Consider the following 22,346-nt stretch of genomic DNA (forward strand, 5'->3'; position numbering starts at 1 on the left):
CCCACTGGAGGATCTGTAATGACCACCGAAAAAGTCAAGTACGGCGTACATTCCGAAGCCGGCAAACTGCGTAAAGTCATGGTGTGCTCCCCAGGTTTGGCGCACCAGCGCCTGACCCCCAACAACTGCGATGAACTGCTGTTCGATGACGTGCTGTGGGTGGCCCAAGCCAAGCGCGACCATTTCGACTTCGTGACCAAAATGCGCGAGCGCGACATTGATGTGCTGGAAATGCACAACCTGCTGACCGACATCGTCGCCATCCCCGAAGCCCTCGATTGGTTACTGGCGCGCAAGATCACCGCCAACCAGGTCGGCCTTGGCCTGGTCAACGAAGTGGGTTCTTGGCTGCGCAGCCTGGAGCCGCGCAAGGTCGCTGAATACCTGATCGGCGGCGTCTCGGCTGACGACTTGCCGGACAGTTTCGGCGGCAAGACGATCGAGATGTTCCGCGATTTTCTTGGCCACTCAAGCTTCATCCTGCCGCCGCTGCCGAACACTCAATTTACCCGCGACACCACCTGCTGGATCTACGGCGGCGTGACACTCAACCCGATGCACTGGCCAGCGCGACGCCAGGAAACCTTGCTGGCCAGCGCCATTTATAAATTCCACCCCGAGTTCGTCAATGCCGACTTTCAGGTCTGGTACGGCGACCCGGACCAGCAACACGGCAACGCCACGCTGGAAGGCGGTGATGTAATGCCGATCGGCAACGGCGTGGTGTTGATCGGCATGGGCGAGCGCTCGTCGCGCCAAGCCATCGGCCAACTGGCGCTGAACCTGTTCAAACACAACGCCGTCGAGCGTGTGATCGTTGCCGGCCTGCCGAAATCCCGCGCCGCGATGCACCTGGACACGGTGTTCAGTTTCTGCGACCGCGACCTCGTCACCGTCTTCCCGGAAGTGGTCAGCCAGATCGTCGCGTTCAGCCTGCGCCCTGATGAGAGCAAGCCCGGCGGCATTGACGTGCGCCGTGAAGAAGCAAGCTTCCTCGACGTGGTCGCCAGCGCGCTCAAGCTGAACGCCCTGCGCGTGGTCGAGACCGGCGGCAACAGCTTCGCCGCCGAACGTGAGCAATGGGATGACGGCAACAATGTGGTGGCCGTCGAGCCTGGCGTGGTGATCGGTTACGACCGCAACACGTACACCAACACCCTGTTGCGCAAGGCCGGGGTGGAAGTCATCACCATCAGCGCCGGTGAACTCGGCCGTGGCCGTGGCGGCGGCCACTGCATGACCTGCCCGATCATCCGCGACCCCATCGACTATTAAGGAGACCCATCATGGCGTTCAACATGCGCAACCGCAGCCTGCTCTCGCTGATGCACCACACCACGCGCGAGCTGCACTACTTGCTGGACTTGTCCCGTGACCTCAAACGCGCCAAATACACCGGCACCGAGCGGCCGCACTTGCAGGGCAAAAACATCGCGCTGATCTTCGAAAAAACCTCGACCCGCACCCGGTGTGCGTTCGAAGTGGCGGCGCATGACCAAGGCGCGCACGTCACCTATATCGACCCGGTGTCGTCGCAGATTGGCCACAAAGAAAGCATGAAAGACACCGCCCGCGTACTCGGCCGCATGTTCGACGCCATTGAATACCGTGGCTTTGCGCAGGAAATCGTCGAAGAGCTGGCCACCTTCGCCGGCGTGCCGGTGTTCAACGGCCTGACCGCCGAGTTCCACCCCACGCAAATGATCGCCGACACCTTGACCATGCGCGAACACAGCGACAAGCCGCTGCATGACATCAGCTACGCCTACCTCGGCGATGCGCGCTACAACATGGGCAATTCGCTGCTGATGATCGGCGCCAAGCTGGGCATGGACGTGCGCATCGGCGCGCCCAAAGCGCTGTGGCCGCACGAAGATTTCATCAAGCAATGCCGGGCCTTCGCCGAAGAAAGCGGCGCGCGCATCACCATCACCGAAGACCCGGTGGAGGCGGTGAACGGCGTGGACTTCATCCACACCGACATCTGGGTATCGATGGGCGAGCCGGTGGAAGCGTGGGATGAGCGCATCGAGCAACTGCTGCCGTACCAAGTCAACGCCAGGATGATGAAAGCCTCGGGCAACCCACGGGTGAAATTCATGCATTGCTTGCCGGCGTTCCATAACAGCGACACCAAGGTGGGCAAGGACATCGCGGCGCGTTATCCGAACCTGGCGAACGGCGTGGAAGTGACGGAAGAGGTGTTTGAGTCGCCCGCCAATATCGCGTTCGAGCAAGCGGAAAACCGCATGCACACCATCAAGGCGATTCTGGTGGCAGCGCTCGCTGACATCTAAAGCTCAAGGTTGGAACTCGATCATGTGGGAAGGGGCTTGCTCCCGATGACGGTATGTCAGTCACCAGAGATGTTGAATGTACAGCCGCCATCGCGAGCAAGCCCCCTCCCACAGCGGGTTCCGTATTCACAAGGCTGAACGCTAGAAGGATTTGATTATGCGTATCGTCGTTGCACTGGGCGGTAACGCCCTGCTCCGCCGCGGTGAACCGATGACGGCGGACAACCAACGCGCCAACATCCGTACCGCCACCGAACAGATCGCCAAAATCCACCCCGGTAACGAACTGGTGATCGCCCACGGCAATGGCCCGCAAGTCGGCCTGCTGTCGTTGCAGGCGGCGGCCTACACCCAGGTTTCGCCGTACCCGCTGGACGTGCTGGGCGCTGAAACCGAAGGCATGATCGGCTACATCATCGAACAGGAACTGGGCAACCTGCTGGACGCTGACGTACCGTTTGCGACCTTGCTGACCCAAGTGGAAGTGGACGCCAACGACCCGGCCTTCCAGAACCCCAGCAAACCTATCGGCCCGGTGTACAGCAAGGCCGAAGCCGAACAGCTTGCGGCCGAAAAAGGCTGGGCCATCGCCCCCGACGGCGACAAGTACCGCCGCGTGGTGGCAAGCCCCAGGCCGAAACGTATCTTTGAAATTCGCCCGATCAAGTGGTTACTGGAAAAAAGCGCGATTGTTATTTGCGCCGGTGGCGGCGGTATTCCAACCCTCTACGGCGAAGACGGCATATTGCGCGGCGTCGAAGCGGTGATCGACAAAGACCTGTGTTCAGCGTTGCTGGCTGAGCAACTGGATGCCGATTTGCTGGTGATCGCCACTGACGTCGACGCGGCCTTTATCGACTACGGCACGCCCACCCAAAAAGCCATCGGCCAGGCCCACCCCGACGAAATGGATAAGCTCGGTTTCGCCGCAGGCTCCATGGGGCCAAAGGTGCAAGCCGCCTGCGAGTTCGCCCGCAAGACTGGCAAAACTGCGGTTATCGGTTCACTCTCAACCATCGAAGCCATCGTTCAGGGCACCGCCGGCACACGCATCAGCACGGCGAAAGCTGGCATCACTTACCTGTGAAGCAGAGGAGAAACGCCTATGGCCACGTTTGAACCCGGTCACTTGCACGTCGAGCGTCACGCGCTCAACAAGGACGACTACAGCTACAACTTGTGCATCGACTACGCAGTCAGCCAGGACCCCAAGGAAGGCAAGGGGATGCAGTTCACGCTGCACGGCTCGGTGCAGGGCAAGGACCTCGACGAGGCGTTCTTTTTACCCAAGGACCAGGCGTTCGACTTTGCCCGGCATGCGATGAACATCGCGCAAAAATACGGAATGCCGAAGACGGCCGTGCTCAATGGCTCGATGCACAAGCAGTACGACTTGATGTTTGAGGACGTGCGGCAGCAGTTGGATGTGAAATCGGGCGACCCGGTCAAACCGGAACACCTGGAATAACCCCGGTGATCGTTCCCACGCGGGAACGATCAACGTCGCACTGCCCGCTCCCACATTTTGATCTGCATCATCTGCAAGGCATACTTGCCACCCTCCGCTCTTCAGAATCAACACCGCCCCATGCGTATCCACGTCAGCTTCATCGACCGCGTCGGCATTACCCAGGAAGTCCTGGCCTTGCTCGGTGGGCGTAATCTCAACCTGGATGCGGTGGAGATGGTGCCGCCCAACGTGTATATCGACGCCCCGACGCTGAGCGCCGAGGTGCTCGAAGAACTGCGCGACGCGTTGTTCAGCGTGCACGGTGTGCAAGCCGTCACCGTGGTCGACATCCTGCCCGGCCAGCGCCGCCACCTGCAACTCGACGCCCTGCTGGCGGCCATGACCGACCCGGTACTGGCGCTGGACAGCGCGGGCAAAATTCTCTTGGCCAACCCGGCGTTGATCGCCTTGTATGGGCGCGAACCGGCCGGAGAAAGCATCGCCGCGCTGTTCAACGACCCGGCGCTGCTCGACACCTTGCTTGAACAGGGTTTTCGCTTGCCCTTGCGCGAGATCAGCGTGAACGGCCATACGTTCTTGCTGGAGGCCACGCCGATCACCGATGCTGGCGCGCTGCTCACCCTTTACCAACCCAACCGCATCGGCGAGCAACTGTCTGCGCTGCACCACGACCATGCCGAAGGGTTTGACGCGCTGTTGGGTGAATCCCCGGTGATTCGCACCCTCAAGGCGCGGGCGCAACGGGTGGCAGCACTGGACGCACCGCTGTTGATCCAGGGCGAAACCGGCACCGGCAAAGAACTGGTGGCGCGTGCCTGCCACGCCATCAGCGCGCGCTACAGTGCACCGTTCCTGGCGCTTAACTGCGCGGCGCTGCCGGAAAACCTCGCCGAAAGCGAATTGTTCGGCTATGCCCCGGGCGCCTTCACCGGTGCCCAGCGCGGCGGCAAACCGGGGCTGATGGAGCTGGCCAACCAGGGCACGGTGTTTCTCGATGAGATCGGCGAGATGTCGCCGTACCTGCAGGCCAAGCTGCTGCGCTTTCTGAATGACGGCAGCTTCCGCCGCGTGGGCGGTGACCGCGAAGTGAAGGTCAATGTGCGCATCCTCAGCGCCACCCACCGCGACCTCGAAAAAATGGTCAGCGAGGGCACGTTTCGCGAAGACTTGTTTTACCGCCTCAACGTGCTCAACGTCGAAGTACCGCCGCTGCGTGAACGCGGCCAGGACATTCTGCTGCTCGCGCGCTACTTCATGCAGCAAGCGTGCGCGCAGATACAGCGCCCGGTCTGCCGCCTGGCGCCCGGCACTTACCCGGCGCTGTTGGGCAACCGCTGGCCGGGCAATGTTCGGCAGTTACAGAACGTGATCTTCCGCGCCGCCGCCATCTGCGAAAGCAATATCGTCGACATTGGTGACCTGGACATTGCCGGTACGTCGGTGGCGCGCCAAAGCGACGGCGAAGTCGCCAGCCTGGAACAGGCGGTGGAAGACTTCGAGCGCAACTTGCTGGAAAAGCTCTACGCCAGCTACCCGTCGACCCGCCAACTGGCCAACCGCCTGCAAACCTCCCACACTGCCATCGCGCATCGCCTGCGCAAGTACGGCATTCCCAACAAGCCCTGACGGCTGCGCAAAGATGCAACTGTGGGAGCGGGCTTGCTCGCGATGGCGGCGTGTCAGTTGAAAGATACTTATCTGACACACCGCCATCGCGAGCAAGCCCGCTCCCGCAAAAAGCGCTTTTGATCGGCTTCGACCACTGAGGTCGGCTTCCAGGCCGCCGGGTTCATCAAAAGCGACCCTCACCTGTACTGAAAGCGCTACAGCGTAACGCTATCGCTACAGCCATGTTTTTTGCGCGCCATGCAAGGCTTTGATCCACATAGGCTTTTTTTCAGGCGTCGACCTGTATCGAAATCGCTACAGATAAAATTTATAGGTTTATAACCAATTTTATTAACTTATTGATTTATAAAGATTTAATAACGTTGGCCGCAATATTGCTAAGCACTCTTCATTATTCCAATGCCGCCCTCCAGAGAAATCTGGCCTTGAGGAGTTTCCATGAGCGAGTTGCGTTTCACTGAAGATCACGAATGGCTGCGCGCCGAGACCGATGGCAGCGTCACCGTGGGTATCACCGCTTTCGCGCAGAACGCGCTGGGTGATGTGGTTTTCGTGCAACTGCCCGAGTTGCAGGCTTACGCCAAAGGCGCTGAAGCGTCCACGGTGGAGTCGGTTAAAGCCGCCAGCGGCGTGTACATGCCATTGGACGGTGAAGTGGTCGCAGTGAACGACACGCTCGACGGCAGCCCGGAACTGGTCAACGAAGACCCGATGGGCGAAGGTTGGTTCTTCCGCTTTAAACCCGCCGATGCCGAGGCAGTGGCTAAGCTGTTGGATCAGGATGCGTACGACCGCCTGATCAAAGCCAACGCTGAAGCTTGAGGAGCGCACCATGACGATTAATCTCAGCACCGCCAACGAATTCATCGCCCGCCACATCGGCCCGCGCCCGCAAGACGAGCAACACATGCTCGCACGTCTGGGCTTTGATTCGCTGGAAGCGTTAAGCGCCAGTGTGATCCCGGAAAGCATCAAGGGCACCAGCGTGCTCGGCCTGGAAGACGGCCTGAGCGAAGCCGACGCCTTGGCCAAAATCAAGGCCATCGCCGGCAAAAACCAACTGTTCAAGACCTACATCGGCCAGGGCTATTACAACTGCCACACGCCGTCGCCGATCCTGCGCAACCTGCTGGAAAACCCGGCCTGGTACACCGCCTACACCCCGTACCAACCCGAGATTTCCCAAGGCCGCCTGGAATCGCTGCTGAACTTCCAGACCTTGATCAGCGACCTCACCGGCTTGCCGATCGCCAACGCCTCTTTGCTCGACGAAGCCACCGCCGCCGCCGAGGCCATGACGTTCTGCAAGCGCCTGAGCAAAAACAAAAGCAGCAATGCGTTTTTCGCCTCGATCCATAGCCACCCGCAAACCCTCGACGTGCTGCGCACGCGTGCCGAGCCGCTGGGCATCGACGTGGTGATTGGCGATGAGCGTGAACTGAGCGAGGTCAGCGGGTTTTTTGGCGCCCTGCTGCAGTACCCGGCCAGCAACGGTGATGTGTTTGATTACCGCGAACTGACCGAGCGCTTCCACGCCGCCAACGCGCTGGTAGCCGTGGCCGCCGACCTGCTGGCCCTGACCTTGCTGACGCCGCCGGGTGAGTTCGGCGCCGACGTGGCCATTGGCAGCGCGCAACGCTTCGGCGTGCCGCTGGGTTTTGGTGGCCCGCACGCGGCATACTTCTCGACCAAGGATGCGTTCAAACGCGACATGCCGGGGCGTCTAGTCGGCGTTTCGGTCGACCGTTTCGGCAAACCGGCGCTGCGCCTGGCGATGCAGACCCGCGAGCAACATATCCGTCGCGAGAAAGCCACCAGCAACATCTGCACCGCCCAAGTGCTGTTGGCCAACATCGCCAGCATGTACGCCGTGTACCACGGCCCTAAAGGCCTGACCCAGATCGCCCAACGCATTCACCAACTGACCGCGATCCTGGCCAAAGGCTTGACCGCGCTTGGCCTTAAGGTTGAGCAGCAACACTTTTTCGACACCCTGACCCTCCACACGGGCGCCAACACCGCCGCCCTGCATGACCAGGCCCGCGCCCAGCGCATCAACCTGCGGGTGGTAGACGCTGAGCGTCTGGGCCTGTCGGTCGACGAAACCACCACCCAGGCTGACATCGAAACCTTGTGGTCGATCTTCGCCGACGGCAAAGCGCTGCCGGACTTTGCCGCCGAGGTCGACAGCGCCCTGCCTGCCGCACTGCTGCGCCAATCGCCGATCCTCAGCCACCCGGTGTTCAACCGTTATCACTCCGAAACCGAATTGATGCGCTACCTGCGCAAACTGGCCGACAAGGACCTGGCGCTGGACCGCACCATGATCCCGCTGGGCTCGTGCACCATGAAGCTCAACGCCGCCAGCGAGATGATCCCGGTGACGTGGGCCGAGTTCGGTGCACTGCACCCGTTCGCCCCGGCCGAACAAAGCGCCGGCTACCTGCAACTGACTTCCGAACTGGAAGCCATGCTCTGCGCGGCCACCGGTTATGACGCGATCTCGCTGCAACCCAACGCCGGTTCCCAGGGCGAATACGCAGGCCTGCTGGCGATTCGTGCGTACCACCAGAGCCGTGGCGATGCGCGTCGCGACATCTGCCTGATCCCCTCGTCGGCCCACGGCACTAACCCCGCGACCGCCAACATGGCCGGTATGCGTGTGGTGGTGACCGCCTGCGATGCGCGTGGCAACGTCGACATCGAAGACCTGCGCGCCAAAGCCATCGAGCACCGCGACCACCTCGCGGCACTGATGATCACCTACCCGTCCACCCACGGCGTGTTCGAAGAAGGCATCCGCGAGATCTGCGCGGTGATTCATGACAACGGCGGCCAGGTCTACATCGACGGCGCCAACATGAACGCGATGGTCGGCCTGTGTGCGCCGGGTAAATTCGGCGGCGACGTGTCCCACCTCAACCTGCACAAAACCTTCTGCATTCCGCACGGCGGTGGCGGCCCGGGTGTCGGCCCGATTGGCGTGAAGTCCCACCTCACGCCATTCCTGCCGGGCCACGCGGCCATGCAGCGCAAGGAAGGCGCGGTGTGCGCGGCGCCATTCGGCAGCGCGAGCATTTTGCCGATCACCTGGATGTACATCAGCATGATGGGCGGCGCGGGCCTCAAGCGCGCTTCGCAGTTGGCGATCCTGAATGCCAACTACATTTCGCGTCGCCTCGAAGAGCACTACCCAGTGCTGTACACCGGCAGCAACGGCCTGGTGGCGCACGAATGCATCCTCGACCTGCGCCCGCTGAAAGACAGCAGCGGCATCAGCGTGGATGACGTGGCCAAGCGCTTGATCGACTTCGGTTTCCACGCGCCGACCATGTCGTTCCCGGTGGCCGGCACCTTGATGATCGAGCCGACCGAAAGCGAATCCAAAGAAGAACTCGACCGCTTTTGTGACGCGATGATCGCCATCCGCGAAGAGATTCGCGCAGTGGAAAACGGCACGCTGGACAAGGACGACAACCCACTGAAAAACGCGCCGCACACTGCGGCCGAACTGGTCGGCGAATGGAGCCACCCGTACAGCCGTGAGCAGGCCGTGTACCCGGTTGCCTCGTTGATCGAAGGCAAATACTGGCCGCCGGTTGGCCGCGTCGACAACGTGTTTGGCGACCGCAACCTCGTCTGCGCGTGCCCCTCAATCGAAAACTACGCTTGAGGCAGGTATGAGCTGCAAGCTGCAAGCTGCAAGTAAAAGCAGAGTGGCTGTGGCTTGTAGCTTGCCGCTTGCCGCTTGCCGCTTGCCGCTTGCATTTGTTTATCGAGTGCTGACGCCCAACGGCGCGCCGGCACGTTTTTCAGGAGCTGAATATGCCCACCGAAACCCTGTTGAAAACTCCACTGCATGCGCTGCACCTTGAGCTGGGCGCGCGCATGGTGCCCTTCGCCGGCTACGACATGCCGGTGCAATACCCGCTGGGCGTGATGAAAGAACACCTGCACACCCGTGAACACGCCGGGTTGTTTGACGTGTCCCACATGGGCCAGATCCGCCTCAGCGGCGCGAACGCCGCCAAAGCGCTGGAAAGCCTGGTGCCCGTCGACATCATTGACCTGCCGGTGGGCATGCAGCGCTACGCCATGTTCACTGACGAACAGGGCGGGATTCTTGACGACCTGATGGTGGCCAACCTGGGTAACGATGAGCTGTTCCTGGTGGTCAACGCCGCGTGCAAAGACCAGGACCTGGCGCACCTGCGCAAACATATCGGCGACCACTGCAGCATCGAGCCGCTGTTTGAGGCGCGCGCCCTGCTCGCGTTACAAGGCCCGGCGGCGGTGAAGGTACTGGCGCGCCTGGCGCCTGAGGTCAGCAAAATGACCTTCATGCAGTTCGCCACCCTGCGCCTGCTGGGTGTGGAGTGCTACGTGAGCCGCTCGGGCTACACCGGTGAGGACGGCTTTGAAATCTCGGTGCCGGCGGCCAACGCCGAGAGCCTTGCGCGCAGCCTGCTGGCCGAAACCGAAGTACAAGCGATCGGCCTGGGCGCCCGCGACTCCCTGCGCCTGGAAGCTGGCCTGTGCCTGTACGGCCATGACATGAACACCGACACCACACCGATTGAAGCCAGCCTGCTCTGGGCGATTTCCAAGGCCCGGCGTGCCGATGGCGCGCGCGCCGGTGGCTTCCCCGGCGCCGAGCGAATCTTTGCCCAACAGCAAGCCGGTGTGAGCCGCAAGCGTGTCGGCCTGTTGCCGCAAGAGCGCACCCCGGTGCGTGAAGGTGCAGAAATCGTCGATCAACACGGCAGCGTGATCGGCACCGTGTGCAGCGGTGGTTTTGGCCCATCGTTGGGCGGCCCGTTGGCGATGGGGTATCTGGACAGCGCCTTCATCGCACTGGATACCGAAGTGTCGGCATTAGTACGTGGGAAAAAAGTACCTCTACGTGTAAGTAAAATGCCATTTGTGCCGCAACGCTACTACCGTGGTTGATTGACTGTTCCTATAAGTAACGCGGTTGCGTCAGCGTGCACTAAACTGTAACGCAACCGCCTTAAAGTAGTGCGTTTACGATAGCCAATACGCCCAGCACTTGCCTATAACAAGTGACCAACTCTATCGAATAAGTGCGCGCTACTTTATTCGCCAAACTGTCACGAAGCCCAGCAAAACATGGCCTTTTGGCAGGGCTTGTTTTTTCTCCGTTAGTTGGCGTAGAGTTTCCCCACTGTGTTTGCATGGGTCGCTTTGAACCTGGACCTGGGCAGTAGCCAACGGACGCTACAACCCGTTCGACGTCTCTTACTTTCCTGCAACTCAGCTCAGTACTCCTTAAATGAAAGGGGCTGTCATTAATTTTAGCGTCAGGGAAATAAGAAAATGGCTGAACGTCTGAGTGGTACCGTCAAGTGGTTTAACGACGAGAAAGGCTTTGGTTTTATCACGCCGGAAAGTGGTGCGGATTTGTTCGTACATTTCCGCGCTATTCAGGGCAACGGCTTCAAGAGTCTGAAAGAAGGCCAAAAAGTGACATTCATTGCTGTGCAAGGCCAGAAAGGTATGCAGGCTGACGAAGTACAAGCAGAGGGCTGATACTCGCTGCGACAAAAAGCCCCTGATGTCACCATCAGGGGCTTTTTTATGCGCGTTGCACCGGGTTGCCGCGTAAAATCGCTTTTTTATCCAGCGAGCCCTGCCATGTCCAAACCCTTGCTGAGCCCCCAGGGCGAGTTCCCCGCCGTTGGCCTGGGCCGTCGTTTGGCAGCGATGTTCTATGACTTTCTATTGTGTACCGCGCTGCTGATCGTCACGGCATTTGTGTACAAGCTTACGTGGATGGCGTTTATCGGCGAGGCCAAAATGCGCGTCCTCAGCGAATCCGGGGCGCTGGACGGTGACCCATTGCTGTCGACGCTGCTGTTTTTTGTGCTGTTTGGTTTCTTCGCCAAGTTCTGGACCCATTCCGGGCAGACCCTCGGCATGCAGGTGTGGGGCGTGCGGGTACAAAACGCCGACGGCTCGCGGATCAGCTTGTGGCAGGCGCTGTTGCGGTTTGTGGTGTCGATTGCTTCGTGGTTGTGTGTGGGACTGGGGTTTATCTGGTCGTTGTTCGACAAGCAGAAACGCAGTTGGCACGACATCTATTCCGACACACAACTGGTGCGTATTCCGAAGCAGAAGAAGTAACCAAAAGGTCCTCGCCCCACCACTCGTTGCCCGCACGCAAGCTATCGTGGTTTAACGGGGCGCCTTAGATCAAGATCAGAAGCAAGAGCACGGCGGCCTGAGTGGTTGGATCAAACGCGCTTTTTGTGGGAGCGGGCTTGCTCGCGATGGCATCAACCCGGTATGCCTGATGGTCCGAGGTGCCTGCATCGCGAGAGCGCTACATCAAAGATCCAGCTGGGCCGCCCACAGGGTGACCCTGCTTACGAGTGGATTAAGCATTACCCGCCAGTTTCAGGCGCGCAGCCTGGGTAAAGTCGAGCATCCGCTTAAGCGGCCGAACAGCCTGCGGTATCACCGACGGCTCCACGAAAATCTCGTTACTGCCCTCACGCAAACATTGCAGCGTGCGCTCCAGCGTATTCATCGCCATCCACGGGCAGTGCGCGCAACTACGGCAAGCCGCGCCGTTACCGGCGGTAGGTGCTTCGACAAACACCTTATCCGGGCACAACTGCTGCATTTTGTAAAAAATGCCACGGTCAGTCGCCACAATAAATGTCTTGTTCGGCAAGCGTTGCGCGGCCGCAATCAATTGACTGGTTGACCCCACGGCGTCCGCCAATTCAATCACCGCCGTCGGCGATTCCGGGTGCACCAGAATCGCCGCGTCCGGGTACAGCGCCTTCATGTCCTCAAGCTGCTTGGATTTGAACTCCTCGTGAACGATGCACGCACCGTCCCACAGCAACATATCCGCACCGGTCTGGCGCTGAATGTAAGTGCCCAGGTGCTTGTCCGGCCCCCAGATAATGGTCTCGCCGTTGTCCATCAGGCTTTCGACGATTTCCAGTGCGCAACTGGAGGTCACCACCCAATCGGCACGGGCTTTGACCGCCGCCGACGTGTTGGCATACACCACCACCGTGCGCTCGGGATGCTGATCGCAGAACGCCGAAAACTCTTCCACCGGGCAGCCGAGGTCCAGCGAGCAGGTGGCTTCAAGGGTCGGCATCAAGATGCGTTTTTCGGGGGTGAGGATTTTGGCGGTCTCACCCATGAAACGCACGCCGGCAACCAATACGGTCTTGGCCGGGTGCGCAGCGCCGAAGCGCGCCATTTCCAGGGAGTCAGAAACACAGCCACCGGTTTCTTCGGCCAGGGCCTGAATGACCGGGTCACAATAGAAGTGAGCGACCAACACCGCATCTTGAGCGACAAGCTCAGCGGCGATGGCGGCACGCAGGCTCGCCTCTTCATCGGCGCTGAGGGCCTTGGGCTGCTTGGCGTCGAGGTGGGCTTGAACCAGAAGGCGTTCGGAAATTTGCGTCATGTTCGCAAGACCTGCAGGCGCAGTTGCGCGAAAGTCGAGTGTACCACCGGCTCTGGAGCCTTTCGGGCGCCGCCGGACGAAGTGATTGTGTTCATCAAGCACGGTTCAGGTGAAGCTGCGCAAGGCTACAGAATATCGATTGGATTCAAAAGCCTAATCTGGCACGACGAAACAGGTCTGTCGGGTGTTCGAGCCCGCATCCCTATCACCTGATTATCCGCATCAAACAAAATCGAGTAGCTTAAGAAGGGTAAATACCCGGAGTTAATAAAAGGCTCGTCACCCTCCGGCGTTGATCTAAAAGACACCACCGCAGGATCGTAGCGCACTGTTTCCTTTGCCTCGTTGGGCAGACTTGTTGCAGCGGCAAACTTGAATACGACGGTGTGATCACTGCTATCTGAATCGGAAAATGCCAGCCTTACCTTAGTGCCCGCAGCGAGTACAGGTTGATCAACATACTGCGAAAAAACAAAAAAATGAGGGTCTCCGCTGTCTACAATCGTTGGCAAGCAAAGGCTCTGAGGCACGCCCAGACTGTCCAGACACGCCATAACGGTTCCATTTTTATCCAATTTCATCCGTGTGAAATCGTTTAACTGGCTTAAAGGTGGGTCAAGCACCAGTGCGCCAGGCTCGCTCGGTGAGCGTGGCAGTTGCACGATCCAACGTTTAATACCTGCGGCTTTCAACGGGTTGGGCACCCACAGGTCAGTGCGGGTAAAGAGGCGTATGCCCATGATGGCGCCAAATGCCGGGTCACTGCGGCCGTCAATGCCTTGTGCGAAAGGGGCTGAGGGGTCCAGTTTCGCGACAGAGCAATCCGGCACCCGCGTGTTGCAACGCAGCGTTTCAACCACGTGGACGGGAAGTGTTCCAAGTTCAAGCCCACCCAAATTGACGCGTTCATTTGAAATATGGCCGTGTAATTCGCTGCCACTCTCAAAGCTGTAAATAACCGCTCTGCCAGGCTGAGTTTTTCGCGGTACTACCGCAGCAATAGCCCGAAGCCCGATGGAGCCGGTGTCGAGGATGACATTGGTTTCCGGGCCGTCACCGATCCGCAATCGCACGTAGTAAAAAAGATTGCCCGCCACCACCTTGGACATCACTGGGATCGTCACACCTGACGTGGGCGCTGCATCACCCGTTGCTCCAGCGCTGCCACAGGCGAGATTTGCACCGCTCAAAAGCAGCGCCAGGGTAGAAATTTTTTTCAGCAGCCGACGACGCCCGGTTGTGAACACGCGGGCCATGAGCACCTTCGCAAGCAGATAAATCATGTTGAGAGCGCCGTGAGAGTGAGTGAGGTGTAAGGCTTTCAAGTATGCCCTGAGCGCACTCAGCCCTCAAAACAGGCCGTCAGGCGTCACGCGTAATGACCCGCCGATGGCAGTCTGCCGGGGTCAACTCTTTGCCCGCTCTGGACCGCACAGTGATGGTTTCAACCGGCTCCGACAATTCGTTGTCGAGCAAAATTGAATAATCCTCGCCTTCGTTGAACAGAAACTGTTGTCCCCACTGACGCATGCTGACGACGATCGGAAACACCGCGCGCCCCATGGGGCTCAGCACATATTCCTTATAAGCGCTGCCATCAGACGCCGGCTGGATTTCGAACACGCCCAGCTCGACGAGCAATTTGAGCTTCACCGCAAGAATGTTTTTAGCAAGACCAAGACGTTTTTGGAACTCACTGAACCGGCGTACATCGTCGAATGCGTCACGAATAATCATCAAAACCCATCGGTCACCGATCGCTTCGAGCGTTCGAGCTACCGGGCACTCGCTTTGCGCGAGCAGGTATTGCCTGGCCATAATTTTCCAAGGTGCGGAAGAGGATCAAAATGTTAGGTGAAAGTGGTTGCCTATAACAACCTGATTTGCTAAAAATCAGCCGACTGGTTTCTTTTCGAAACCAAAATCAAGGATGGAGTGATGCCGTACCTGTCGCCTGCACCGGTAAAAATGGAGGTAGCACCCGAAAAGGCTGCCGGTGGATACGCCGAATCTTCTGTAACGATTACGCCCCTCACGCTCAGTCGTTACCAAACACTGCTCTTCGCAGTGACCTGTGCGATGGCGGTAGCAAACGTCTATTTTGCACAGCCTTTGTTAGAGTCCATGGCTGCCAGCCTATCAGTTTCGCCCGCAACCATCGGCATCGTCGTCACAGCCACACAGGCCGGGTATGCGCTGGGGTTGCTGTTCATTGTGCCGCTGGGCGACTTGCTGAACCGCAAAAAACTTATGCTTACGCAAATGCTTCTGTCGGCGTTGGCGTTGTGCGCGGTAGGGCTGGCTCAGGATTGGGGCAGGCTGCTCGGCGCGATGATGCTGGTGGGCCTGATGGCCGTAGTAGTCCAAGTGGTGGTCGCCTATGCCGCCACCCTGGCGAGCCCCGAACAGCGCGGCGAAGCGGTCGGCACAATCACCAGCGGGGTCGTGCTGGGCATTCTGCTTGCGCGCTCCGTCTCGGGGGCGGTAGCCGACCTGGCAGGCTGGCGCGGTGTTTATTTCATGTCGGCGGCTTTGATGATCGGCATGGCGCTGGTGCTGTTTCGCACCTTGCCCGCCGCCACAGTACCGCCCGCTAAAGGCAGTTACTGGCAGTTGCTGCGGTCAGTGTTTCAACTGTTTCTGACTGAGCGCGCGTTGCGTGTCAGGGGTACGTTCGCCCTGCTCATCTTTGCTGCGTTCAGCATATTGTGGACATCAATGGTACTGCCGCTCAGCGCGCCGCCGCATTCACTGTCACCTACCCAGACCGGGCTTTTCGGTCTGGCCGGCGTGGCAGGTGCGCTAGCCGCAGCACGGGCCGGGCGACTCGCCGACCAAGGGCTAGGCAACCGAACCACCGGCGTGGCGTTGGTGCTGCTGACCTTATCCTGGCTGCCCACCGCGTTTGTCGAAAGCTCATTACTCGCGATGATCGCGGGCGTCGTGTTGCTGGACTTTGCCGTGCAAGCGGTGCATGTCACCAATCAGAGCCTGATTTTTGCCGCACGGCCCGACGCTCAGAGCCGGCTGTTAGGCGCTTATATGTGTTTCTACTCCGTGGGCAGCGGGCTCGGTGCGATTGCGGCTACTTATACGTACGCGCACTTTGGTTGGGTGGCGGTTTGCACAGTGGGGGCGTCGTTCAGTGCAGTCGCGCTGCTGTATTGGGCCTATTTGCAGCGCACGCTTGAATAACGCCCCGAAAGGTTAACTGCATGCTCACGGTCGCTTTATACAGCGACGTACCCCACCCTTCTCCATCAAGGCAACTGATCAATGAAACCACTGCACGTAGTGTTGGCTGTGCTGATAACAGCCATCTGGGGCGTCAATTTCTCGGTGATCAAACTGGGACTGGCCACCGTCGATCCGTTGATTCTGGCGGGCATCCGTTTCAGCCTGTGTGCGTTACCGGCGATATTTTTCATCCGCAAACCGGATGTAGCGTGGCGCTTCATCATCGGCTACGGGCTGGTATTCGGCATCGGCCTGTGGGGGCTGGTGAATCTGGGCATCAAGGCCGGTTTGTCGGCAGGCATCGCTTCGCTGGTCCTGCAATTCAGCGCATTTTTCACAATACTGCTCGGCAGTTGGTTGTTTAAGGAAGCGCTGACTCGCTTTCAAGTGCTGGGCATGTTGATCGCGCTCGCCGGGCTCTTGTGCATCATCAAGATCAGCGATGGTTCAGTGAGTGTCTATGGCGTAATGCTGGTGCTGGTGGGCGCGGCTTCGTGGAGCGTGGCCAATATCATTAACAAAAAGGCCAGCACCAAGGATGTCTTTGGGTTTTTGGTCTGGTCCAGCGCGTTCGCGCCCATCCCGCTATTTGCCCTCGACTATGCGGTAAACGGCAGCGCTGGCTATCGCGCATTCATCCATCAGGTGGACGCGACCTCCGTGATGTCGATCATGTTTCAGGTTTACCCCAACACCCTGTTCGCCTACTGGGTCTGGAACTCGCTGCTCAAAACCTACCCGGTTTCGACGGTTGCACCGCTCTCGTTGCTGGTGCCGATCTTCGGCGTACTCGGTTCGGTCGTGGTGTTCAACGAAAGCGTACCGGTGAGCAAAGTGCTGTCGGTGGGGCTGATTGTGCTGGGCTTGGCTGTCGGCCTTTATGGGCAGCGTATTTTCAGTGCTGTGTTCGCGCGCGTTGCACGCACTTCGCTGTAAATAACAGGCAAAAAAAAACCCGGAAATCCTCACTTGCGTGGGCCTTCCGGATTTTCTAAACCGCCAAAAATGGTGGGTCGTGTGGGATTCGAACCTACGACCAATTGGTTAAAAGCCAACTGCTCTACCAACTGAGCTAACGACCCGCTGTGTTGTGGCGCGTATAATACTGATTTCTAAGGATTATTCAACACCTTATTTGAAATAAATCAGAAATAACGCGTTGTCTGGGTAATTCCGCCCGTTTGGGGCAGTGCTGTCAGCGCCCTGGCTCGTCATTCCACAGGTATTTGTGCAATTGCAATTGCAGGCGTACCGGCAGGTTGTCCGCCACCACCCAGTCCGCCAGGTCACGGGCGTTGAGGTCGTGATGGCTCGGAGAGAACAGCACCTCACCGGCGCGACGGTCCAGGCCATACTGGATTAGCTTGGAGGCCGCCCAGTCATAGTCATCGCGCGAACAGATCACGAACTTGACCTGATCGTTGGCCGTCAGCAGGTCGATGTTCTCGTAGAGGTTGCGGTGCGCTTCCTTGGAGCCCGGCGTCTTGAGGTCGACGACTCGGCTCACACGCGTGTCGACCGCAGAGATGTCCAGCGCGCCGCTGGTCTCCAGCGAGACCTCGTAACCGGCGTCACACAGGCGCTTGAGCAATGGAATGGCATTGGGCTGGGCCAATGGCTCACCGCCAGTCACACAGACGTAGCGCGGCCGGTAACCCGCCACCTGCTCGAGGATGTCATCGAGGCTGCGCACGGTGCCGCCGCTGAAAGCGTAGGCGCTGTCGCAGTACTGGCAACGCAACGGGCAGCCCGTCAGCCGTACAAATACGGTAGGCAGGCCAGCGGTTCGCGTTTCACCCTGCAACGAGTAAAAAACTTCGGTAATGCGTAATGTGTCTTGCATAGTCGCCACGGGCATAACAGCTAAACAGGCTGTCCGCCTCCGTCAGGCACTTCAAGAAATCCCGCCAACGCGTAGACCCCAAGAAGCGTGTTTCATAAAAGGGCGTGGATTCTAACGAAAAAACCCGCGCCAGGCGCGGGTTTCTTCCAAACGTGAAAGCAGCGCTTACAAGCGTTGCAGATCACGCTGCGCCAACTGAGCGGCAGACGTACCCGGATATTGGGCAACCACCTGCTGCAGAATGCCTTTGACCTTGTCGGTATGACCCAGGCGGCGTTCTACATCAGCCAGCTTGTACAGCGAATCGGGCACCTTGGCGTGTTTGGGGTACAACTGGCTGACCTTGGCAAACGCCTGGCCTGCACCTTGTAAATCACCCTTGGCCAAGTTGACCTCGCCCAACCAATACTGGGCATTGCCCGCGTATTGGCTGTTTGGGTATTTGCGCAGGAATGCGGTAAAAGCCTGGCTGGCTTTATCGAAATCCTTGGCTTTGATCAGGTCGAACGCTGCATCGTAATACAGCTTTTCTTTGGCCGGATCACCCGGTTCACTGCTGGCGGCTGGCGCTTGGCTGGCAGTAGCGGCTCCAGCAGCACCGGCTGCTGCACCACCGATAGCGGCACTTGGCGCGCCACCGGCAGAAGAATTATCAGGAGTTGCGGCAGGTGTAACGCCGGCTCCAATGCGTCGATCAAGGTCCTGGTATCGCTCCAGGCCTTCTTGCTTCAGCTGGTTCACCTGGTTTTGCAAAACCTCAATGGTGCCTTGTTGCTGCGCCAATTGATCCTGCATGCGTTGCAGCTGGTTGAACAGTTCGCCCTGTGCCGAGGGGGCGGCCGTAGCCGGCCCCCCAGCATAGGCGCCGTTCGTGCCATAACCTGCTGGCGGATAACTGCTCCCGCTATTGTTATAGCCTGAGTTGCTATCCGACACAGGAACCGCAGCCCACACCGCAAGCGGTGTGAGGCTGAGAGCCAATACAGTTAGAGCACGACGGCACGTTCGCATGACGAATTACTTACGCAGTTCGACGCGACGGTTTTGAGCCCAGGACTGCTCGTCGTGGCCAGTAGCAACTGGACGCTCTTTACCGTAGGAAACCAGTTCCAGTTGGCCTGGAGCAACACCTTGCAGTACCAGGTAGCGCTGAACGGCTTTCGCACGACGCTCGCCCAGTGCCATGTTGTACTCACGAGTACCACGTTCGTCGGTGTTACCTTCCAGAACAACGCGAGCGCCGTTAGCTTTCAGGTCTTTCGCGTGAACGTCCAGAGCGCGCATGGCTTCTGGTTTCAGGTCCGAACTGTCGTATTCGAAGTAGAAAGTGGTGATAGCGCGCAGAGCAGCTTCTTCGCTCAGGGAGCCGTCAACCGCACCAGTGTTAGCGCCGTAACCAGCGTTTGGATCAACAGCTGCGCCTTCACCGGCATTGTCGCCGCCTTTAGACGAGCAACCAACGGCTACGGACAAAGCCAGAGCCAGAGCAGCAAACTTACCAAACTTCAGCATTTCCATCGTGAAACTCCTAATGAACCCCAGTGTGTTAAGTACTTCTTTTTGTAGCGCCGCGTCAGTTCAGGTAAGGGGACCAGGACGGTTCTCTGACTTCGCCTTGTGCGGTAGGAAGCGGGAGCCTTACGCGTCCATTAATGGACACGAGCATCAAGACTCCCCGGCCCTGCTGGCGGGTGGCGTAGATTACCATGGTGCCGTTGGGCGCAACAGTAGCTGACTCATCAAGGTTGGTATCTGTAAGGATTTTTACTGTTCCACGCTGCAAATCCTGGGCCGCAACCCGGAAATTAGTGAAACCATCCTGACGGTGAATCATCACCAACGTCTTTTCATCAGCCGAAAGTTTAGGGTTGGCGTTGTAGTTACCGATAAAGGTCACGCGTTCCGCACCCCCACCGCCAACGCTGGTTTTATAAATTTGTGGCTTGCCGCCGCGGTCGGAGGTGAAGTAGATGGTCGAACCATCCTTGCCCCAGAACGGTTCAGTGTTGATGCCCGGGCCGCTGGTGACACGGCTGATCTGGCGCGAAGCCATGTTCATCACGTAAATATCCGGGTTGCCGTCTTTGGACAGCACGAACGCCAAACGCGAACCATCCGGCGACCAGGCAGGTGCACCGTTAAGGCCTTCGAAGTTGGTGATCTGCTCACGACGGCCGGTGTCGATGTGCTGCACGAAGATACGTGGGCGGCGCTGTTCAAACGACACGTAGGCAATACGCTTGCCGTCCGGCGCAAAACGCGGCGACAGGATAGGCTCACGCGATTGCAGCAACGTCACTGCCCGCGCACCGTCGTAGTCCGAACGCTGCAAGGTGTAACGCGTGTTGTCTACGGAGAAACGCTCAGCCGTTACATAAAGCAGACGCGTCGAGAAAGCACCTTTGATACCGGTGAGTTTTTCAAACGACTGGTCCGAGATGTAGTGCGCCATGTCCCGCAGTTGTTCGGCAGTGCCCGATACGCTGCCGGTCAAAACCTGCTGCTCGGTGGCCACGTTGAACAACGTGTACTGGATTTGCAGGCGACCGCCGGCCGGCGTGATGTTGCCGACCATCAGGTACTGGGCGCCGACGGCTTTCCAGTCACGGAACACAACTTCGCTGGCCTGGTTTGGCTGGCTGATCATGTTGCCTTTTGGAATCGGCGCGTAGTAACCGGAGTTGCGCAGGTCGTCGCTGACGATCTGCGCCATGTCGTCCGGCAGCACGCTGCCGCCCTGCCAGCCGAACGGTACTACGGCGATCGGGGTGGCCCGATCGCTACCGCTGGTGACCAGGATGTTCTTTTCATCCGCCGCCGCTATCCCTGCCATACAGCAAATAACGACAAGCATTCCTCGAAGAAGGTTTCTCACAAGGCTAGATCCTCAGGTGTGAATGTCATCTTGAATGAACGATAGGGAGCGAAGTCACTTGGTTTCATTCCCTGCATCTCGGTCAACCGGCCAATGTTCTTGACCGCGGCAACCGCCGAACTGTCGAACGAACCGTCACCACTGGACTTGGCCACGCTGACCGAAGTCACCGTACCGTCCGGCAACATGCCGATCTGCAGCACTACTGTCATGCCTTTACGTGCCGAAGGTGGACGTGTCCAACCCTCTGCTGCGCGTGCCCGAATCAGATCGTCAAAACTGCCCGCGACTTCATCACCACGTTCATCGGCCAAGGCTTGCTGACGCTGCGGCGTGTCGGAAAGCAAATCTGCCAAGGCCTGAGCCTTTTTCTCTTCGGCGGATTTACGCGCTGCTTCCTGGGCCTTTTTCTTGGTGGCGTCGGCGGCAGCTTTCTTCTTCGCGTCGTCGGCGATTTTCTTCTTCGCCTCGTCTGCTTCAGCTTTTTTCTTGGCGTCTTCGGCGGCTTTTTTCTTCGCGTCTTCGACTATCTTTTTCTTGGCGTCTTCAGCGGCCTTTTTCTTGGCCTCTTCTTCGGCAGCTTTTTTGGCTTCTTCTTCAGATTTCTTCTTGGCTATATCAGCCAATTGTTTCTCTTCGGCTTTTTTAGCTTCGGCGGCTTTGTCGGCTTTCTTGGCTTCATCAGCCTTTTTCGCCTCGTCCGCTTTCTTCGCTTCGTCAGCCTTTTTCGATTCCTCGGCCTTTTGAGCCGCCTCTTCTTTCTTTTGTTCCGCAGCAGCCTTCACCGCTTCCTGCTCGACCTTCTTCTGTTCCATCTGCTCGACTTCAGTCTGGCGCGCAGCCGACTTCTGGGCTTCACCCGCAATCTTCTGATTGGTTTGGGTGGTGGCCTGACTTTTCGATTTCAGCTGATACAGGGTCGCCTGCACGATCGGCTTGGCTGGCGGCAGGTCCGGGGTCATGGCAAAGCTGACAAACAGCATGCCAAATACCAGGACGTGCAGGGCAATTGCCCAGACGCTAGGCCAGAAGAAGCTTTCCGAGGCGGACGGCTCTCGCTGTTGCTGCATCAGGGCGCCTCGGTAATCAAGCCAACGTTACCCACGCCGGCCTTTTGCAGCCCGCCCATGGCGCCCATGACGGAGCCATAGTCGACCACTTTGTCGCCGCGAATGAACACTTGGGTGTGCTTGCCGCCTTCGTTGCCGGACCGGATGATCTTGGTCACGGCATCGGTCATCTGCGGCAAGGTCATGGCCTTGTCCTGCTGTTTCTGAGTGTCGACTTCGCTGCCAAGGTTCCAGTAATAGGTCTTGTCAGCCTTGATCGAAATGGTCAGGACCTGAGTGTTGTTGTCTTGCGGCAAGGCTTCGCTGGAAACCTTGGGCAGATCAACTTTCACGCCCTGATTGAGCATCGGCGCGGTCACCATGAAGATCACCAGCAGCACCAGCATCACGTCGATGTAAGGCACTACGTTCATCTCGGCGACCGGCTTGCGCTTTTTGCGAGCTCGAGCGATTAAAGCCATTGGGAAT

General features: G+C 58.7%; 21 protein-coding genes and 1 tRNA gene. 12 read left to right on the top strand and 10 right to left on the bottom strand.

Annotated elements, in window-relative coordinates; all coding sequences use genetic code 11:
* The first annotated feature begins 18 nt into the window (after positions 1 to 18).
* The 10 genes from arcA to ACOZK9_RS00445 all read left to right on the top strand — a co-directional run bounded on the left by arcA (position 19) and on the right by ACOZK9_RS00445 (position 11,541).
* On the top strand, positions 19 to 1,275 hold the full coding sequence (gene arcA, locus ACOZK9_RS00400; protein ID WP_058412461.1) for an arginine deiminase: 1,257 nt from the start codon (positions 19 to 21) through the stop codon (positions 1,273 to 1,275).
* 11 nt (positions 1,276 to 1,286) lie between these two features.
* Positions 1,287 to 2,297 (top strand): ornithine carbamoyltransferase, encoded by a 1,011-nt coding sequence (locus tag ACOZK9_RS00405; RefSeq protein WP_058412462.1) that lies wholly within the window; start codon positions 1,287 to 1,289, stop codon positions 2,295 to 2,297.
* Positions 2,298 to 2,454: 157 nt separating this feature from the next.
* Positions 2,455 to 3,384 (top strand): carbamate kinase, encoded by a 930-nt coding sequence (arcC, locus tag ACOZK9_RS00410; RefSeq protein WP_152749992.1) that lies wholly within the window; start codon positions 2,455 to 2,457, stop codon positions 3,382 to 3,384.
* Positions 3,385 to 3,402: 18 nt separating this feature from the next.
* The gene (locus ACOZK9_RS00415) at positions 3,403 to 3,765 is read left to right on the top strand and encodes a DUF5064 family protein (protein ID WP_421555077.1); all 363 of its coding nucleotides are present in this window, start codon (positions 3,403 to 3,405) and stop codon (positions 3,763 to 3,765) included.
* 120 nt (positions 3,766 to 3,885) lie between these two features.
* Positions 3,886 to 5,394 carry a sigma-54-dependent transcriptional regulator gene (locus tag ACOZK9_RS00420; protein WP_058412465.1) on the top strand — a complete coding sequence of 503 codons (1,509 nt, stop codon included), beginning with the start codon at positions 3,886 to 3,888 and terminating at the stop codon, positions 5,392 to 5,394.
* Positions 5,395 to 5,835: 441 nt separating this feature from the next.
* Positions 5,836 to 6,219: a glycine cleavage system protein GcvH gene (gcvH, locus tag ACOZK9_RS00425; RefSeq protein ID WP_122251010.1), complete on the top strand. Its 384-nt coding sequence runs from the start codon at positions 5,836 to 5,838 to the stop codon at positions 6,217 to 6,219.
* Between the two features lie 10 nt (positions 6,220 to 6,229).
* Entirely contained in the window at positions 6,230 to 9,070 is a 2,841-nt protein-coding gene (gene gcvP, locus ACOZK9_RS00430) for an aminomethyl-transferring glycine dehydrogenase (protein WP_421555078.1), read from the top strand.
* A 152-nt stretch (positions 9,071 to 9,222) separates the two neighbouring features.
* Entirely contained in the window at positions 9,223 to 10,347 is a 1,125-nt protein-coding gene (gcvT, locus tag ACOZK9_RS00435) for a glycine cleavage system aminomethyltransferase GcvT (protein ID WP_099239965.1), read from the top strand.
* Between the two features lie 387 nt (positions 10,348 to 10,734).
* The gene (locus ACOZK9_RS00440; RefSeq protein WP_058412469.1) at positions 10,735 to 10,947 is read left to right on the top strand and encodes a cold-shock protein; all 213 of its coding nucleotides are present in this window, start codon (positions 10,735 to 10,737) and stop codon (positions 10,945 to 10,947) included.
* A gap of 105 nt (positions 10,948 to 11,052) precedes the next feature.
* The gene (locus tag ACOZK9_RS00445) at positions 11,053 to 11,541 is read left to right on the top strand and encodes an RDD family protein (RefSeq protein WP_421555079.1); all 489 of its coding nucleotides are present in this window, start codon (positions 11,053 to 11,055) and stop codon (positions 11,539 to 11,541) included.
* Between the two features lie 253 nt (positions 11,542 to 11,794).
* On the opposite strand, the gene nadA is transcribed toward ACOZK9_RS00445, so the two are convergent.
* From nadA to ACOZK9_RS00460, 3 genes are all read right to left on the bottom strand, one after another.
* Entirely contained in the window at positions 11,795 to 12,853 is a 1,059-nt protein-coding gene (nadA, locus tag ACOZK9_RS00450; protein WP_099239961.1) for a quinolinate synthase NadA, read from the bottom strand.
* 125 nt (positions 12,854 to 12,978) lie between these two features.
* Positions 12,979 to 14,136: a hypothetical protein gene (locus ACOZK9_RS00455; RefSeq protein ID WP_421555080.1), complete on the bottom strand. Its 1,158-nt coding sequence runs from the start codon at positions 14,134 to 14,136 to the stop codon at positions 12,979 to 12,981.
* 79 nt (positions 14,137 to 14,215) lie between these two features.
* Complete coding sequence (locus ACOZK9_RS00460; protein WP_421555081.1) at positions 14,216 to 14,671, bottom strand: winged helix-turn-helix transcriptional regulator; 456 nt, start codon at positions 14,669 to 14,671, stop codon at positions 14,216 to 14,218.
* Positions 14,672 to 14,791: 120 nt separating this feature from the next.
* Here ACOZK9_RS00460 and ACOZK9_RS00465 point away from each other — a divergent pair, with 120 nt between their 5' ends.
* Together ACOZK9_RS00465 and ACOZK9_RS00470 are read left to right on the top strand one after the other, a co-directional pair.
* Positions 14,792 to 16,048 carry an MFS transporter gene (locus tag ACOZK9_RS00465; RefSeq protein WP_058412474.1) on the top strand — a complete coding sequence of 419 codons (1,257 nt, stop codon included), beginning with the start codon at positions 14,792 to 14,794 and terminating at the stop codon, positions 16,046 to 16,048.
* Between the two features lie 81 nt (positions 16,049 to 16,129).
* Positions 16,130 to 17,026, top strand: a complete 897-nt coding sequence (locus ACOZK9_RS00470) for an EamA family transporter (RefSeq protein ID WP_058412475.1) — start codon at positions 16,130 to 16,132, stop codon at positions 17,024 to 17,026.
* 70 nt (positions 17,027 to 17,096) lie between these two features.
* On the opposite strand, the gene ACOZK9_RS00475 is transcribed toward ACOZK9_RS00470, so the two are convergent.
* From ACOZK9_RS00475 to tolR, 7 genes are all read right to left on the bottom strand, one after another.
* Positions 17,097 to 17,172, bottom strand: a tRNA-Lys gene (locus tag ACOZK9_RS00475).
* Between the two features lie 113 nt (positions 17,173 to 17,285).
* A complete protein-coding gene (gene queE, locus ACOZK9_RS00480) occupies positions 17,286 to 17,933 on the bottom strand; it encodes a 7-carboxy-7-deazaguanine synthase QueE (protein WP_058412476.1) in 648 nt (215 codons plus the stop codon).
* Positions 17,934 to 18,098: 165 nt separating this feature from the next.
* Entirely contained in the window at positions 18,099 to 18,944 is an 846-nt protein-coding gene (gene ybgF, locus ACOZK9_RS00485) for a tol-pal system protein YbgF (RefSeq protein ID WP_421555082.1), read from the bottom strand.
* Between the two features lie 6 nt (positions 18,945 to 18,950).
* Positions 18,951 to 19,451 carry a peptidoglycan-associated lipoprotein Pal gene (pal, locus tag ACOZK9_RS00490; RefSeq protein WP_003209827.1) on the bottom strand — a complete coding sequence of 167 codons (501 nt, stop codon included), beginning with the start codon at positions 19,449 to 19,451 and terminating at the stop codon, positions 18,951 to 18,953.
* A gap of 55 nt (positions 19,452 to 19,506) precedes the next feature.
* Entirely contained in the window at positions 19,507 to 20,787 is a 1,281-nt protein-coding gene (gene tolB, locus ACOZK9_RS00495; protein WP_152745290.1) for a Tol-Pal system beta propeller repeat protein TolB, read from the bottom strand.
* 17 nt (positions 20,788 to 20,804) lie between these two features.
* On the bottom strand, positions 20,805 to 21,878 hold the full coding sequence (gene tolA / locus ACOZK9_RS00500) for a cell envelope integrity protein TolA (RefSeq protein ID WP_058412479.1): 1,074 nt from the start codon (positions 21,876 to 21,878) through the stop codon (positions 20,805 to 20,807).
* Positions 21,878 to 22,330 carry a protein TolR gene (gene tolR, locus ACOZK9_RS00505; RefSeq protein WP_161630238.1) on the bottom strand — a complete coding sequence of 151 codons (453 nt, stop codon included), beginning with the start codon at positions 22,328 to 22,330 and terminating at the stop codon, positions 21,878 to 21,880. The genes tolA and tolR overlap by 1 nt, the downstream gene beginning before the upstream one ends.
* Between the last annotated feature and the right edge of the window lie 16 nt (positions 22,331 to 22,346).

Origin of the sequence: Pseudomonas kitaguniensis (genome assembly GCF_049199985.1) — a bacterium.
Taxonomy (GTDB): Bacteria; Pseudomonadota; Gammaproteobacteria; order Pseudomonadales; family Pseudomonadaceae; genus Aquipseudomonas; species Aquipseudomonas kitaguniensis.

What these genes read in the sequence shown, in the direction of transcription:
- arcA (WP_058412461.1), top strand. Translation starts at nt 19, where the DNA reads ATGACCACCGAAAAAGTCAAGTACGGCGTACATTCCGAAGCCGGCAAA.
- ACOZK9_RS00405 (WP_058412462.1), top strand. Translation starts at nt 1,287, where the DNA reads ATGGCGTTCAACATGCGCAACCGCAGCCTGCTCTCGCTGATGCACCAC.
- arcC (WP_152749992.1), top strand. Translation starts at nt 2,455, where the DNA reads ATGCGTATCGTCGTTGCACTGGGCGGTAACGCCCTGCTCCGCCGCGGT.
- ACOZK9_RS00415 (WP_421555077.1), top strand. Translation starts at nt 3,403, where the DNA reads ATGGCCACGTTTGAACCCGGTCACTTGCACGTCGAGCGTCACGCGCTC.
- ACOZK9_RS00420 (WP_058412465.1), top strand. Translation starts at nt 3,886, where the DNA reads ATGCGTATCCACGTCAGCTTCATCGACCGCGTCGGCATTACCCAGGAA.
- gcvH (WP_122251010.1), top strand. Translation starts at nt 5,836, where the DNA reads ATGAGCGAGTTGCGTTTCACTGAAGATCACGAATGGCTGCGCGCCGAG.
- gcvP (WP_421555078.1), top strand. Translation starts at nt 6,230, where the DNA reads ATGACGATTAATCTCAGCACCGCCAACGAATTCATCGCCCGCCACATC.
- gcvT (WP_099239965.1), top strand. Translation starts at nt 9,223, where the DNA reads ATGCCCACCGAAACCCTGTTGAAAACTCCACTGCATGCGCTGCACCTT.
- ACOZK9_RS00440 (WP_058412469.1), top strand. Translation starts at nt 10,735, where the DNA reads ATGGCTGAACGTCTGAGTGGTACCGTCAAGTGGTTTAACGACGAGAAA.
- ACOZK9_RS00445 (WP_421555079.1), top strand. Translation starts at nt 11,053, where the DNA reads ATGTCCAAACCCTTGCTGAGCCCCCAGGGCGAGTTCCCCGCCGTTGGC.
- nadA (WP_099239961.1), bottom strand. Translation starts at nt 12,853, where the DNA reads ATGACGCAAATTTCCGAACGCCTTCTGGTTCAAGCCCACCTCGACGCC.
- ACOZK9_RS00455 (WP_421555080.1), bottom strand. Translation starts at nt 14,136, where the DNA reads ATGATTTATCTGCTTGCGAAGGTGCTCATGGCCCGCGTGTTCACAACC.
- ACOZK9_RS00460 (WP_421555081.1), bottom strand. Translation starts at nt 14,671, where the DNA reads ATGGCCAGGCAATACCTGCTCGCGCAAAGCGAGTGCCCGGTAGCTCGA.
- ACOZK9_RS00465 (WP_058412474.1), top strand. Translation starts at nt 14,792, where the DNA reads ATGCCGTACCTGTCGCCTGCACCGGTAAAAATGGAGGTAGCACCCGAA.
- ACOZK9_RS00470 (WP_058412475.1), top strand. Translation starts at nt 16,130, where the DNA reads ATGAAACCACTGCACGTAGTGTTGGCTGTGCTGATAACAGCCATCTGG.
- queE (WP_058412476.1), bottom strand. Translation starts at nt 17,933, where the DNA reads ATGCAAGACACATTACGCATTACCGAAGTTTTTTACTCGTTGCAGGGT.
- ybgF (WP_421555082.1), bottom strand. Translation starts at nt 18,944, where the DNA reads ATGCGAACGTGCCGTCGTGCTCTAACTGTATTGGCTCTCAGCCTCACA.
- pal (WP_003209827.1), bottom strand. Translation starts at nt 19,451, where the DNA reads ATGGAAATGCTGAAGTTTGGTAAGTTTGCTGCTCTGGCTCTGGCTTTG.
- tolB (WP_152745290.1), bottom strand. Translation starts at nt 20,787, where the DNA reads ATGCTTGTCGTTATTTGCTGTATGGCAGGGATAGCGGCGGCGGATGAA.
- tolA (WP_058412479.1), bottom strand. Translation starts at nt 21,878, where the DNA reads ATGCAGCAACAGCGAGAGCCGTCCGCCTCGGAAAGCTTCTTCTGGCCT.